General features: G+C 40.3%; 11 protein-coding genes. All 11 read left to right on the forward strand.

The window, feature by feature from the left end:
- Window positions 1-49 precede the first annotated feature (49 nt).
- A complete protein-coding gene (locus HRT96_RS12215; RefSeq protein WP_293156939.1) occupies window positions 50-1,261 on the forward strand; it encodes a DEAD/DEAH box helicase in 1,212 nt (403 codons plus the stop codon).
- 185 nt (window positions 1,262-1,446) lie between these two features.
- Window positions 1,447-1,800: a hypothetical protein gene (locus tag HRT96_RS12220; protein WP_293156942.1), complete on the forward strand. Its 354-nt coding sequence runs from the start codon at window positions 1,447-1,449 to the stop codon at window positions 1,798-1,800.
- Between the two features lie 92 nt (window positions 1,801-1,892).
- On the forward strand, window positions 1,893-2,336 hold the full coding sequence (locus HRT96_RS12225; RefSeq protein WP_293156945.1) for a CopD family protein: 444 nt from the start codon (window positions 1,893-1,895) through the stop codon (window positions 2,334-2,336).
- Window positions 2,337-2,607: 271 nt separating this feature from the next.
- Window positions 2,608-6,555, forward strand: a complete 3,948-nt coding sequence (locus tag HRT96_RS12230; protein ID WP_293156948.1) for a TOMM system kinase/cyclase fusion protein — start codon at window positions 2,608-2,610, stop codon at window positions 6,553-6,555.
- 149 nt (window positions 6,556-6,704) lie between these two features.
- Complete coding sequence (locus HRT96_RS12235; RefSeq protein ID WP_293156951.1) at window positions 6,705-8,210, forward strand: hypothetical protein; 1,506 nt, start codon at window positions 6,705-6,707, stop codon at window positions 8,208-8,210.
- Between the two features lie 53 nt (window positions 8,211-8,263).
- Window positions 8,264-8,965, forward strand: coding sequence for a hypothetical protein (locus tag HRT96_RS12240; RefSeq protein WP_293156954.1), 702 nt, complete (start codon window positions 8,264-8,266; stop codon window positions 8,963-8,965).
- A 301-nt stretch (window positions 8,966-9,266) separates the two neighbouring features.
- Complete coding sequence (locus HRT96_RS12245; RefSeq protein WP_293156957.1) at window positions 9,267-10,208, forward strand: GGDEF domain-containing protein; 942 nt, start codon at window positions 9,267-9,269, stop codon at window positions 10,206-10,208.
- 21 nt (window positions 10,209-10,229) lie between these two features.
- On the forward strand, window positions 10,230-11,189 hold the full coding sequence (locus HRT96_RS12250; RefSeq protein ID WP_293156960.1) for an FHA domain-containing protein: 960 nt from the start codon (window positions 10,230-10,232) through the stop codon (window positions 11,187-11,189).
- A 67-nt stretch (window positions 11,190-11,256) separates the two neighbouring features.
- Window positions 11,257-11,934: an ABC transporter ATP-binding protein gene (locus HRT96_RS12255; RefSeq protein ID WP_293156963.1), complete on the forward strand. Its 678-nt coding sequence runs from the start codon at window positions 11,257-11,259 to the stop codon at window positions 11,932-11,934.
- Between the two features lie 28 nt (window positions 11,935-11,962).
- Window positions 11,963-14,398, forward strand: coding sequence for an ABC transporter permease (locus HRT96_RS12260; protein ID WP_293156965.1), 2,436 nt, complete (start codon window positions 11,963-11,965; stop codon window positions 14,396-14,398).
- A complete protein-coding gene (locus HRT96_RS12265) occupies window positions 14,395-15,486 on the forward strand; it encodes a lipocalin-like domain-containing protein (protein WP_293156968.1) in 1,092 nt (363 codons plus the stop codon). The genes HRT96_RS12260 and HRT96_RS12265 overlap by 4 nt, the downstream gene beginning before the upstream one ends.
- The last annotated feature ends 382 nt before the right edge of the window (window positions 15,487-15,868 follow it).

Here is a 15,868-nt window from a genome sequence, read left to right on the forward strand (position 1 = left end):
TATTCCAATCTTAACAGTTTACTTATTTATCAAATACCTGAGATTACAAATGCCATTTTCTAAGTTTGGATTAAACAAATTAATTACCCAAGCAGTAGCTGAGTTAGGCTACGAGCAACCTACGCCGATTCAACAAAAAGCAATTCCTGCTATTTTATCGGGCAAAAACCTAATAGCCGCTGCGCAAACCGGTACAGGTAAAACTGCAAGTTTTGTATTACCACTATTACAAATGTTCAGCCACAAACACACACTACGTGCGAAGCGTATTCGTGCGCTGATCTTAACTCCAACACGTGAATTGGCAATTCAGGTAGCAGAAAACGTTGAGCAATACGGTAAACATTTACACCTAACATCAATGGCGATGTACGGTGGTGTTGATATGGACCCACAAAAACAACGCTTAATTGAAGGTGTTGATATTCTAGTTGCGACGCCTGGTCGTTTACTCGATATGGCACATCAACGTGCGCTGCACTTTGACGAACTCGAAGTGTTAGTTATCGATGAAGCGGACAGAATGTTAGATATGGGTTTTGTTAACGATATTAACAAAATCATCGAGCGTTTGCCGCAAGAACGTCAAAACTTACTGTTTTCGGCAACGTTATCGAACAAAGTACGTTTCTTAGCAAAAACTGCTATTAACTACGCGCTGGAAATTTCGATTGAACCAGAAAATACAACTGCACCAGAAATTGACCAGTGGTTAACAGTTGTAGATAAAGATGTGAAATCGGCATTGCTTAGCCATATGATTATTGAAAATGACTGGAAGCAAGCGTTAATCTTTATTGAAACAAAACGTGGTGCGGCTAAGTTAGTTAGTCAACTTGAAAAACGTGGCATTAAAGCAGAATCATTCCACAGTGGTCGTAGCCAAGCGATGCGTGAGCAGTTATTAGCAGAATTTAAAGCCGGTGAACTAAGCTTTCTTGTTGCGACTGGTGTTGCTTCTCGTGGTATTGATATTGATGATTTAGACCGCGTAGTAAACTACGATCTACCTGAAGAACAGGCTGATTATGTTCACCGTATTGGTCGTACTGGCCGTGCTGGCGCATCAGGTGAAGCGATTTCATTCGTTTCTCGTGATGATTTCCGTAACTTATGTGCTATCGAACAATTACTAGACCATGTTATCGAACGTAAAGAAGTTGAAGGTTTTGAAGCGAAAGTGGGTATTCCTGACTCTATCTTAGGTTATGTACCAAAACGTTCTCAACCACCACGTCGTCGCCGTCCAGCGAAGAAATAATAACTGTTCGGTAAGAATGGATAGTATTAATAATGAATTGTAAGCGACTCACTTGAGTCGCTTTTTTTATGTGTGCAATAATTTGTAATAGCGTGTAATACATATGTTTATAGAAATTGGATATAGTAACTGTAATAGGAAATAATAGATGAAATGCTAGTTTAAAGTGATAGCGGAGAAGTAAAATGGGTAGACCAGTCGATATGACGGTAAATAACTTTACGGGTAAAACACTGATTTTAATTGGCGTTGATGTCGAGCACGGTAAATTTACTGAAGCACTGCCAAAAGAGATAAAATTCTCGCAAGCATGGGCGTGCGCAACCAAGCCGGATATAATGATGGGGCCGAAGGGCAGTGCGACCTATGCAGCCAAGGATAGAAGTTTTGAAGTTGAGTTTTCTTGGGACCACTCCTATGGCAGTTCCAGTAGTTTTTATCAGGTTACTCCCAGAACAAATAAGAGTGTTTTGTATGACATTAAGGGTGTTTTTACAGGGCATAAGCAGAGTATTCAATTTCAGTTAATGCCTGTGTAATTAAAACAATATTTATGTATTTCTATGTTGTAAATAAATGACTTGGGGTATAAATTATCTATTTGTTCGATCCATATAATAAGTAGGTAAACATGTACGGATTACTATTGTTACTGCATATCCTGGCTGCGACAATTTGGACCGGTGGCCATATTGTCCTTTCTATCGTGATCTTGCCAAGAGTATTAAAAGAACGTTCACCTGAACAATTACAACGCTTTGAGTCTGTGTATGAAAAGATTGGCATGCCAGCACTCATAATTCAAATTATTACTGGTCTGATGCTGGCCCATCATATGCTGCCAGATTTTAATCAATGGGTTAATTTTTCTAATCCTATCACTCATGTTCTGGCGATGAAGCTGATTTTATTGGCTCTTACGGTTGGGTTTGCACTGCACGCTCGATTTAGGGTTATTCCTTATCTGTCAGCGCAAAACCTTAAGGTTATGGCATGGCATATTATTCCTGTGACTATATTTTCGATCTTATTTGTTGTTGTTGGGGTGTCATTTAGAACCGGCTGGTTATATTAACGGGCGGAATTGTCGCTTCCTAAATACTTATTCGTTTACTATAAATATAGATTAATACTCCATAAGGGATGGTGTATCGCGGTGTTATCACGTCTTCTGTTTTGCTGAAGTTAAATAATTTAGCAGAATAAACCATTATTTGATGCATTTTTTGACTTTTATTGCTAAATACTAAGCTATACAATGTTTTATGTAATTTCATATTGTTCGTATAGGTTTTGTGCCGTAACATTCGCTTTATAATATATAGACTTAGAATACACATACTTTTATGATTAACGCTATAAAAAATCTTGATACACTCGCTAAACAATTTAATTCGAGTGCTTATGAATTGCTTGAAAAAATAGGTGAAGGCGGCTTTGGTTGTGTTTATCGGGCCAAACAACTTAATACAGGCCAAAATGTAGCCATTAAATTCTTGTCGATCAGTACTGAATTTGATGATGCGAAAAAGCAGCGTTATATCGAACGTTTTGAACGTGAAACTCAGCTCGTCGGTCGATTGCAACATCCTAATATCGTACGTTTATTAGATAAAGTTCATTGTGGTGAATTACTTTATGCGGTATTTGAATATGTGGATGGAAAAACATTAAAGCAAGCCTTGATCGAGTCTGGAGCCTTATCTCCGGTGGAAACCGTTGAAGTTATGTCGCAGGTACTAGATGCCTTGGCGCACGCTCATAAGCAAGGTGTGATCCATCGAGATATTAAACCAGCCAATATCATGCTGACCAAATCAGGGGCAAAAACGCATGCTAAGGTATTAGACTTTGGCATTGGGACCCTGATCAGCGAAGCGCGTCAACTTGATTATAAAAGTATTACCTTGAGGCAAGAAACCTTAGGTACGCCTTCTTATAGTGCACCGGAACAGCTTAGGGGAGAGCCGCCGACATTAAAGACTGATCTTTATGTCTGGGGCTTAGTATTCATTGAATGTTTAACCGGTCAACCCGCAATCACAGGCTCTAATCTTGCGTCTATATTTCATAAGCAACTGAGCCAAGAAAATGTGCCTCTGCCAGCTGCCATTGTTGGACATCCTATTGCGGCGCTACTTCGCCGCGTGCTGCAGAAAAAAGCGCATGAGCGCAGTGTTAACGCTGCCGCATTATACAAAGATCTCATCCATATTAACCTCTCTAATTTGGTTGGTGAACTGGTTTCCCGAAAAGAACAGAACAGGCTATCAGATAGAAAATTACTACCAATGGATTGTGATGAGACGCTGATCAATAACAATGCTATTTATTATACAGGGCTTACTGAACGCAAGCAGATCACGGCATTAAGTATTTTTTTAAGCGCACGCTCGGTGACCGATAACCCGATCGATCATGAAGTTGTTGATGCATTGCATCGAGACCAAAAAAATCAATGTCTAGATACTGCGATCCGCTATGGAGCATGTCATGTGGGTAGCTTAGGCGACAGCTTATTATTTTATTTTGGGTATCCAATGGTGAGTGATAATGATGTTCGTCTCTGCGCGCGCACGGCTCTGGATATGATTAGTAATTTAAATAAGCGTAATGCCTTGCTAAGAACTAGTCAAGGTATTGAAATGGAGATCCGCATTGGTATGCACACTGGGTTAGTGACGAGCTATGCCGATGCTACACCAGAAGGTGATACGCCAAATATTGCGATGCAACTTGCACGTATGGCTGACAGTGAGCAGATACTATGTTCAGATGTTAGCCGTGATTTGTTGAAAAGCTATATCGAATTCGAACCTGCGCAAGCCTGTATGTTGGGCGTGGATCGTGTGGAAACACAGCTGTTCAGTTTACTCGCCGAACGTCAGGTTGAAGCATTTGGTTTTTTACGCAGTAGCCAGAAAAATTACGCATTTATTGGGCGTGAACAGGAACTTGAACAACTTTCAGAACTGTTAAATGATAGTGAACAAAATACGACTAACTTAGTGCATGTTTGCGGTGAGGCTGGTATTGGTAAATCTAGGCTGGTATTTGAGCTGAGACATACAGCCCTGAAAATGCGTCACCATATAGCTCAGTGCTTGCCTGAACATAAAAATAATGCCCTCTATCCGATACTAAAAATATTGAAATATCGTTATTCATTAAATGATATAGCTCCCCAAGTTGCATTACAGCGCTTAACTCAGGCCATGCAGACAGTGGAGTTAAGAACCCTAGAAAACAACACGCTTGAGGAGAAAAACCAAGGTTTTTCGGTACTCTGTAGCTGGCTTAATTTACCTTTGGACGGCAGCTTACCGCTTAGTGAGATGGTCCCTGAAGTACAAAAGAAATTGCTATTTTCGACCCTGATAGCCTTGCTCGCGGATGAAAAAATCAGTGATGGACAATGTGACCTAGAGAGTGCTGTAAAACAACAAAATTTGTTTATTTTTGAAGATCTACACTGGGCAGACCCAACCAGTTTAGAGTTCATTGCTGAATTTGTTACGGTACTAAAATCCACAAGTGATGTTGTTATTAGTACATCTCGTCAAGCGTTACCGGCATCGTTAGAGCAATTGGGTTTTGACTCTATAACACTACATAAGCTAACTACGGCAGCGACGACCAAATTTATCCTCGCATTGTTTGATGATGAAACAGTGTCGGAAAATGTGCTGGATGTATTAATAGCGCGTACTGATGGTATCCCGCTATTTATTGAAGAATTGGCTAATATGCTGAAACAAAAAGAGTTAGTACACAAACTTAATGGCGTAATTGATTTTGTGAACCCTGATAAGCTTGATAAAGTGCCAAATAGCTTACGGGATTCTTTACAGCAAAAACTTGATGGTTTGCTTTATGCTAAAGAGACAGCTCAATTAGCAGCGACTATAGGCCGTGAATTTGATTATGAGCTGTTGGTTGCCGCTTCTCATTACGGTGAAAGTCAGGTGCAGAATGATCTGAATGAATTGCTTGATGCTGAGATCATTTATCTGCAACGTAAAGTCGCGGGCGATAGTTATATTTTCAAGCATGCGTTAGTGAAGGATGCTGCGTATGACAGTCAAACACAATCGGCAACCCTAGAGTCGCACAAAAAAATTGTTTATATATTGGAACAAGGGCAATCGGAGATAATCAAGAAAACCCCGTTGATTTATATTGATCATCTTTTTGACTCCGGTAATGCAGTTAAGGCATTTGAACAATCTGTGAATATAGGTACAGCGCTGTCGATTGACGGCCATTTTATTTATGCCATGAATATGATTGAACACTCGCTGAATAATTTACATCGTATTGTTGAGGACGACAGACCGACATGCGAGGCTGACTTACGTTTAACTTATAGTATGTTGTTAATGACGGTGAAAGGCTTTGGCTCTGAAGACTATAAAAGAAATATCGCCAAGATAGATAAACTGCCACTGGAAAAATTAGATTCAGAAAGACAATGTTCAATTTACTTTAGTCTGATGATCAATTACGCGGTACTCACTCAATTACCACAGGGGTTAATGAAATATAACGAACTGGATAAGTTAGTGACCATACCTGAACATTTCACGGCGTTAATTCATTTTGTGAATGCGCTTATACTTCATTCTTCGGGAGACGCTCCCCAAGCGTACCAAGAATATAGCTTGGCAAAATATAAATATAACCAAGTTAGTGAGTCTAATTTGGTTGCTTGTAAGGATAATTACCGAAGACATGTCCCTTATGATCTGTTGAGTGCCTTACATTCACATCATGCGTTAGCGTTATTAGAGAGGGATGAGCTCGATAGCAGCAATCTTATACTGGCTAAGCAAGAATTAGATCTCGCCTATGATGCGGCTAATGATTCTCAAGACCCACATACCCTTGCGTTCTTTTATTTCCACCGTGCTCAATTTGCGTATTACATGAAAGATTTTAAATCGATGAAAAAGTATGCGCTACGTTCGCAAGAAATTGCCAGCAAAAATAATATTGTTACCTGGAAATCAATGTCAACGTTTCTACTCGGCTGGGTATTAGTTAATGTTGAGGGAAAACAGCATGGTTTAGAATTAATGGATGCGGGTTATATAGAATGGTCTAGCGCGGGTGCTATTTCTCATCGCGCTTGGATGCAGGCTTTAATGGCTCAGAGTTACGCGAAATTAGACCAACGTGAACAAAGTACAACCTTGATGACCTCTGCATTAGCGCAGCTCGAGTGTGATGGTGAAAAACGTTTTGCATTCGATATTCTGGCTATTCAAAAGAGTCTTTCTGACCCCCTTTTTTAGTGAAATCCACTCTATTTATGTAATAAGGCGTAATATTATTTCTTAGTAAATAAGATAATCTACGCCTTATCCAGTTATGTACACTTTATTTGATCACTGTTTAACATGTTCAATATTATTCTAATGAAGAAAGGAAATTTAAGTTTTATATGGATGTCTTGATAAATGATAAGAAAAAACAACTAATTATAGGTGCTGTTGTTTTGCTTCTATGTTTTTATAGTGCGATAGCAAACTCATATACTAATGATAATAATACGGCTACGAATGATGCGTTAATTAATCAATTACCGACCACTACATCCTGTCCCGGTTATCAGAATATCAGTAATAAACCATTTTCAATTCTTGCTTGTTTTGCCGCGACATTAGGCAATAATCGAACCAACCAAACTTTGATCCGTGATGCTTATCGACAGTTTCATGCGCTTAACTGGCCTGTCGATGGGGATACAATTGGCTTACCTAATTATGCTTTAAAAAGTTCGGAACAGGCTGATACCTTCCCTGTGTGGCAATCATGGCCAACGACTCACCAGGTGAAATATACGGATATAAAGAATTGGGATGAGAATGATTTTACCATTCCTGCATCATGTGGTTATTTATTTGAGAAAACGTCTCAGGGGAAAGGCTCTAAATATACAGACTTTATTAAGCAATATCCGACAGTGCCTCGAGGACCTAAAATAGAAGTATTAACGAATGCTGTGAATCCGCAAAATGATATTGTTGTTGATATTAATGCGCAGGCAGTCAGGTATCAAGTGTATATGAATAAACCGGCTTTTGAATTTTCAAAAGGGTTATCTTCATCAGTAACTGATGACATAAATTATCCGGTTGCTAAAGGAGTATCTGAACAGTACGGCATCACACAAAGTGCTGTACGAGGAGCCATCTTCATTAAAGCGGCCTGGAAAGTATTACAGCCTGAAGAATTTGCTCATTACCATAAGTCGTTCGCAGTGGTTACGTCGGAAACAGCGGATGGAATGGAAATATGTGAACTTAACGTTGTAGGCCTTTCGGCAATGCATATAGTAAATAAAAATAATCCTAAAAACATTGGTTCACCTGGGTCTCGCGCTAACGAAACTAATAAGTGGAGCTGGGCAACGTATGAATTTGTTGGAAATGCTCCTTCGTACACCTTTACTGAGGATGGTATCGAAGAATTAACAGAGAATAGTATCAAACCTACATTAGGTAACTCTTGGGCCTTTTTTAAGCAGGATTGGACTGGATTACGAAAAATGTGTGTGAATGAAAAGGGCTTGTGGCAGCAAAGTTTATCCTCATGTCCAATCAATAAAAATGGTTGTGGGAAGGAAGAACCTTGCGAAAAAAGTACCATAGTTTTGCATCCTTCTGAGCAGGACGTCAAAAACCTAACCAGCTACAACAATGCCACAATGCGGGAGCTTAAAAATAGTGTATGGAAAAATTACCGCATAATTAATAATCAGTGGTCAGATATGGGATATGTAAAGCCAGAGAAACTTGAAAATCCAATATTGGAAGCCTTCGGTGAAAAAAGAACGAGCTGTAGCGGCTGCCATAAACGCGCAAATAAAGCGAAGTTTAACGATTTTATTTTTTCGGCAAGAATAAAAGATGTGTTTACTGGAACTAAGATTAATTTATCGAAATAGTCATAAAAAAAATAATAAATAAGCCATAAAACTAAAAATAAGGAAGAGAGTAAATGTCAAATACTACAGATATAGAGAAGTTATTTTTATTTCGCGATCAATTTTGCTGTATTCAATTAATCGTTGCTATGGTTAGCGACAATGAATTGCAAATTACTACTAGTTCTATCTATCCGGGTATTTCGGGTGAGGGCGATAATAAAGCAAAATTAAAAGCAAAGTTGAAAGATTTATATTATTTACCTAACTCGGTTATTCAGCTTGCAGAATCTAATGTGTTACTCGATCTTGTCGATCGTTATCTTGACGAACCAAGTAAATTATCAAGTGTCGTGATGAGCGACGATTTTGCATCATTATTGGTTGATGTTACGGGCAGTCTAGATGCTGAGCCACGACTTAAACTATTGTTAGGTAATGCAAACTACCGCTGTGCTTTTTCAAATACAGATAATCTTGATTTTGTTGAGCAAACTCAGCTGGCAGATAAAGATGTCACGATCCTCAGCAGTACTGAACAAGGTAAGTTAGCGTTATTAATCCATGCAATTGCATCTGATAAAGCGGTACGTGATGACGTTATCGCTTGTACACAAAAAAGTGAAATTGTAACCATATTAAGCTCTATCAAGCTAGCTAATGCGCAGTGTATCTCAATGCAAACTGCAGGTATTATTAGCGACTATTTAAGTTGTAATGATGTTAACGGATTAACAACTTTCCTTGGTAGTAATACTTATAAAGCATCTTGGTAATACATTCAATTTACTGTCATTTTATTGTGAAAGAGCAAGTCGTCACGATATAAATTTGGCATGCTTTACTTCATAAAATAAGTGTAATATTACAGCTTATTGCAAGTGTAATAAGTTGTAATATTTTTTAGCTCTTAAAAAGTATAATCTGGATCTAGATTGTTTACTAATACACAGTTTGCCTTTTAGCAAGTTGTATAATAGAAACAGTGACGAGCCCCGTTATTATTTTAATAATAACTTGAGGAAGGTCAGATATTTTATATTGCTGACTTGGAAACATAAGTTGGTGGTAATAACAATGACAGCACATACTCGGTTCTCTTATAAGTTATTTAACTTTAGCCTCACACATCCGCTATTGTTAAATGTGCTGATAAAATCCAAAGCCGCAGACAAGGCCTGCGTCAATTTAGCGAGTAAATTACAATCCAGTCTGGATCCTGAAGTCTTATTGACTATTTTTAAGCTTTGTACCCGCCAATATCTCCCTCTTTGTAATCTGGCATTTCATACTGCTAACAGCACTCTAATAGCTGAAATGTCTGATCCCGGAAATGTTAATTTAAGATTGGATTTATCTGATGACGGTTATGCTTTGGGTCAATTAGAGTGTGATTTAGACCAAAGTCTGACGGTGGCACAGCGAACATTATTGACCCAGTTATCTAGGATGTTGATCCATCCGTTACGCAATGCGATGGAATATCAACACATGAAATTGCTGGCATTTCAAGACAGTTTGACTGGATTAGCGAACAGAAATCAATTTGAGCACTGTTTCCAAAAATTAGCCGTCAGTAGCTATAAAAAGAAAATGAACTTCTCACTGCTTATAATTGATATTGATGGCTTTAAACGGGTTAACGATAAATACGGTCACCAAACCGGAGACCTTGTGTTAGCCCACTTTGCGCAACTATTATTACAGTTCAGTAGTGAACGAGCCCAGATATTTAGATTCGCTGGTGATGAGTTTACTGTTTTGATCCAAGACGCAGATAAAAATGCTACTTCATTATTTGCGCAGGGAATTAAAAATGCAGTAGCCAAAAATTGTTCATTAGTCAAATATAAACTATCTTGCAGTATCGGCAGTGCCCTGTTTCAAGACGATGATACATTGGATAGCTTGTTTTCACGTGCGGATAAAGCTTTATACCGAGCGAAAGGAAAGGGGCTGGATTGTATTGAATTGGCCCCCTGTACAGAATTACAAATGTCACAGACACGACTAAATTAATCATTATAGATGGAGTTGCTTATGGCAAATATTATCAATCTTAATACCGAAGAGCAGGTCACTTTAATGCTGCAACATCTCTTTGGTCGACACCCTAATTCTTCGCATACATTATTGTTTTCGCCCGATACTTCTCGCATACATGCGACTATTTTTTGGGATGGGGCCATGTGGGTACTGCAAGATTCCAGCAGTAACGGCACCTATGTTAATGGTAAACTGATTCATCGAGGTAGTGATCAGCATTTACATCTAGGTGATCTGATTAATTTCGCCAGTCTGTCCGCTGATACATGGCGCATTGTGGATCTTTCTCCGCCAAATAGTTTGTTAATACCGGTTACCCCGGGATTACCGACTGTAGTGCTGAAAGATTTAGCAGTATTACCGAATGGAGAACAGCCTGAAAATACGTTATATATATCGGCCAGTGGCCACTGGGTATGTGAAAGTGAATCGGGTGTATCTGTGCTGAAAACTGGTGATCTGGTCGGTAGCCAAGAACAAGCATGGCGTTTTATTGAAGCCAGCGCAACTGCGGAAACTTTGCAGAATGATGTTTTGGAGTTTGCAACCGTTGATCAAGTATCAATACAATTTATGGTTAGTCAAAATGAAGAACACGTGTCGATGAAACTAACCATGAGTGAACAGGAATACGATTTAGGGCAACGTAATCATCATTACTTACTGTTAATTCTGGCTCGAAAACGTCTTGAAGATATAGCTAAGGGACTGAGAACAAGTGAGCAAGGCTGGATTGATAAAGAGTTATTAAGCAAGATGCTAGGACAGAACGAAAATCATATCAATATTCAAATATATCGTTTCCGCAAACAGATCGTTAAGCTATTGTCTAATTCGTCTAGTTTACCGCAGGCTATTGAACGTCGGACAAGGGAAATTCGTTTTGCTTATGGCAACGTAGAAATCAGTGGTGGGGTTGAGCTCATTACGACGAAGAGTAAAGCGGTACTTTAAAATGCCACTATCCTTAAACTAGTGACGCAGCATGAGCGTCATCTTTATCGTTTTGAAAGGAATGAGTGTGTCATTAACCATCGAGTCTCTCGGCCATCAGGTCTCCGACGGCCAGGCTCAGCGACAATTGCTGTCAGATCTAAGCTTGACTGTAGGACCCGGTGAATGCATTGGTTTGATGGGGGACAGTGGTAGCGGTAAAACGACCTTACTTAATCTTATTGCTGGGTTAGAACCGATACAGCAAGGACAGATCACGCTTGCAGGGGTTGAACTGGCACAGGCGAGTGAGCAGCAGCTTAGTTATCTGAGAAAAACACAGTTGGGGATAATTTTTCAACAATATAATTTATTATCGAGTTTGTCGGTTCAAGATAATATCGCTTTTAGTGCCCGTCTGGCTGGGCGCTACGATACTGCTCTGTGTCATCACTTGGCTCGACAGTTAGACATCCACTCTTTATTAAATCAATACCCTTCGACGCTTTCTGGTGGCGAAATGCAACGCGTGGCGATTGCCAGAGCCATGAGTGCCCAACCTAAATTACTGCTTGCTGATGAGCCGACCGGTAATCTCGATGACGATAATAGTAGCCGTGTCGTGGCATTGTTAGTTAAATTAGCTAAATCCCACAATACCGCACTCGTACTCGTTACGCATAGCCATAACGTTGCGGCCAAAATGGATAAGATCTATCAATTAGCGGACGGTCAGCTAAGCTTAATCAACCACGTCTATAAATAGAGATAATCGAGTTGGGGCGGTAGAGACGATGACAGATAGTAATGCTATTAGTTTCATCCGCAGAGTAGATCGGCAAGAATTGTGGTTAGTATTACAAACCCAGATTGCAGAATATAATCATCATCGCTTATTACATTTGGGTTTCATTTTCAGCTTAGCCATCGCTACCAGCACCTTGCTCTGTATTCTGGTCTTAAATCATGCGAGCAAACAACAATATAACCAAGCCAACGCACAGCTAACCAGTCCTATCGGTTTTTATATTGTCGCTGAGCAAGGTGGTCGAGTGAGTAAGAGTGACTTTGCTCACTTGCGCAGACAAGGTTTCACCCACATTACGCCAGTATTAACATTTCGGAAGCACCTTGCGAATGGCGAACGTTTGAAGTTCCTTGCTATTGATATGCTCGGGCTGAGTATTGCTAATCCTGCCCAATTCAATCATCAAGCCGTTTTGTTCACTAAAGCGCATCTGGCGTCATTGGATGTTGATATCGATATCAACCCCAGCGTTAATCCGGTATTGATATTGGCTGACAAAACCGCCATTCCCATTCGTTTAACCACGAGCGAACAATGGGGTCGGGTTGCACTGCTTGATATTGCACTCGCTTGGCAGTTATTTCCCCAGCAGATTGATTTTAGCGCCTTAATGGTAGCGCCATTGACAGCCACACAGAAGCAAGCGTTAGAGGCTGCATTGCCCGCGCATTTATCCCTCAATGAACCTTGGTCATATCAAGAACGCAGTGGTTTTGCGGATGCGCTGCACCTTAACTTAATGGCATTGGCTGTTTTAGGATTTATTGTCAGTATGTTTATTGCGTTTCAGGCGGGTGAGCAGGCTTGGCATAAACGTGCTGAATTAGCGATGCAGTTACGTTTGTTGGGGGTTGGACTACATACGATCAAAATAGCGATGTTGCTTGAAGCGTTATTTCTGGTGCTGGTTGCCAGTATTGTCGGGGTATTGATTGCCGTCGCGCTAGTGACCGTATTATTGCCCTTGCTGGGACTCACGTTTAGTCAGCTTTATTCACTGAATATGAGTGGTCACTTTGCTTGGCAATGGCAATACGCATTATGGGCGCTGCTTATTTCATCCGTTGCGGTATTACTGGCATTAGCAAAGCAATTTAAGCGCATCAGTACTGCGCATGTTACTTTTTCTACAAGCACGTTAACAGGGTATCTTCCTCGATTGGTCACGCTAGCGGGAGCGGTTATTCTATTGCTGTTATTTAGCGGGTGGCCGAGCCAAAGTTGGTATCAGATCATGGTTAAGTATGGCTTGTTATTGATCGCGAGTGTGGTGTTTTTACCCCATTTTTTACAAGGCATGTTATTTCTAAGTGGGCTGTGTGTGAAGTCTTTTGGATTTAATTCTTTCTGGGTTAACTATATTTTTCAAGATGCCAGTAATCAGATTGGACGGCGTTACTTACCCCTCGCGGCTTTTTATCTCGCGTTAACGACCAGTATTGCTGCTGCTTTAATGGTACACAGTTTTGAGGGGGCATTTGTGCGCTTTCTTGATCAACAGTTAAGTGCAGATTTGCTTATCCGTTATCATCATGGTCAAAAACAACAGGTGGAAGATTGGCTGCAAAATAACAATGATATTGATGAATATACTCTGCATCAGCATACTTGGGCAAGGGTAGAAAATGACGCCGTCAAAGTATCCAGCTATCAATCACCCCAACAGTTGTCATCGCTATTATTAAAGTCGTTATCGACTAAGATTAAGCAGGGGTGCTTTATCAATGAACAGCTCGCGCTTAAACGCCAATTGGCCGTTGAACAATTAATTCATTTTCGTCAGGGAGAGATGCAATATAGCTGTCATATTCAAGGTATTTATTATGAATATGGCTATCCGGGTTTTTCGCTGACGTTAGATAGCACACAAGCTAACCCGTTATTTACGGGCTGGGTTTATAGTGGTTTCGGTGTGTATTTTCGTTCCGGTACTGTTATCGATAAACAAGCTGTGAGCTTGGCGTTGGGATTGGCTGATGATCAAATATATGAGCCTTCACAAGTAAAGAAAATAGCGCTGAAGGTATTTGCACAGACCTTTGTATTAACGCAGTTGATCGCGGTTATATTATTGGTGATTGCTTGCTTTGGCCTGTTTTTATCGGCTAATGGTTTAGAGCTGGCACGTAAAGCCGATTTATACATTTTGTGCAGTCTGGGTTATAGCAAGACTGAGTTGTTTGTGCATATGCTGCTGCAATGGTGCTTACTTGCTGTGGGCTGCGTACTTTTAAGCTGGCCAATCGCCACGATATTAGCCCATGCATTGGTGAGTCAGGCATTACCAGCTTCTTTTGGTTGGTCAATGCCACTGATGTTCAATGTGGGGTCTTTTGCTGTCAGCAGCATATTCGGATTGTTATTCTTATTGCCAGCACTCGGTATTCCGCTGTTTAAATTGAATTTAAGGAGTCGCAGATGAAACCACGTAAAATGTTTAAATTGTTCGTGTTTGTAGTATTAGTCGTACTCTTGTTATTGTCTTGTGGCGAACAAGTCAAAACACTACCTGAGCTGAATAAAAGTCCGCTTAAAGTCAGAGACGGTGAGGAGCTACAATATGCGCAAGCCTTACCTGAAAATAGGCTTCGTTTTCCTCAAGCACATTCGCCACATAAAGATTATCGCCATGAATGGTGGTACTTAACGGCTAATTTAAAGAGTGACTCGGGAATACGTTTTGCTACGCAATGGACATTATTCCGTACCGCGATTAATCAGGCGCAGTGGTACTTTGCTCATGGTGCGTTGGCGGATACTAAGGTGCACCTTGCTGCCTTTCGTCAGGGAAGGGAAGAGTTTGCTAATGTGGCTATTACTGAGCAACCTTTTTCTGCTGCAATTGATGATTGGTTATGGCAGTCGTCGGCGGCATTATTACCTGCGCAGCTCAGTTATGGGTCTGCGCGTACTGATAATGAAGCGTGGCAGGTAAAATTATCGCTAGTGACTGCGAGTCCATTTTTTATGCAAGGTGAGCAGGGCTATAGTAAAAAGCATCAGCGTGAGGCGATCGCTAGCCATTATTATTCTCAACCTTTTATCGACGTAGAAGGTAAAATATTATGGCAAGGGCAATGGCTCAATGTGACTGGTTCAGCTTGGTTTGACCGCGAGTGGGGATCGGCAATGCTCGCGCAAGTTCAACAGGGTTGGGACTGGTTCTCACTGCGCTTATCAACAGAGAAAGCCTTGATGATTTACCGTATTCGCTCTTCTGAACAGGATTTTATCTATGGTAGTTTGATGCACAGTAATGGTGCTATTGATATTCTTGATGCGAATAATATCAAGTTGGTCAGTCATGTTAACGATACGCTAGATTATCCCTATGCATTTGACTTGCGAGTAGAAAAACAAAGTATTGGTTTAAATGTTGATTTACGCGTGGCTGTGATTAATCAGCAGCAGATCATGCGCTTTGGGATTGAATATTTTGAGGGCATGGTTAGCTTTAAAGGCTCTCATACCGGTGAAGGCTTTGTGGAAATGACCGGTTATGTAAACTAAGTTTTTTTCGATATAGCTTTCTATCCGTGCTTCTATCGCTGACTCACAATCTTCAATATTAAAATAGTCGGCCAAGGGGGATAAATCCTGCAACACGGCACTCAATACCTCGCGCTGATCATCAACACAAATAATATTAATTTTTTCCATCTGTAGTACCCTCGCTTTATTTTGTTGTTATGAGTGGTAATTTAATTGTAAACATAGTGGCTCGCCGCTAAGCGCATATCATGTAAGTCTCGGCCTATCTCCCAATAGCGTAACGCCTGCTCTGTATTACTGAGCCATAGCCCGTTGAGCTCGCCCTCGGGATTCGCACTTAACTGGGTTTTCCCCATTGTTAATTTAATATTTTAGTTGTTAATGTAAAGTTTTGATTGTT

It is taken from the genome of Moritella sp., assembly GCF_013215705.1.
In the GTDB taxonomy this organism is placed as follows: domain Bacteria; phylum Pseudomonadota; class Gammaproteobacteria; order Enterobacterales; family Moritellaceae; genus Moritella.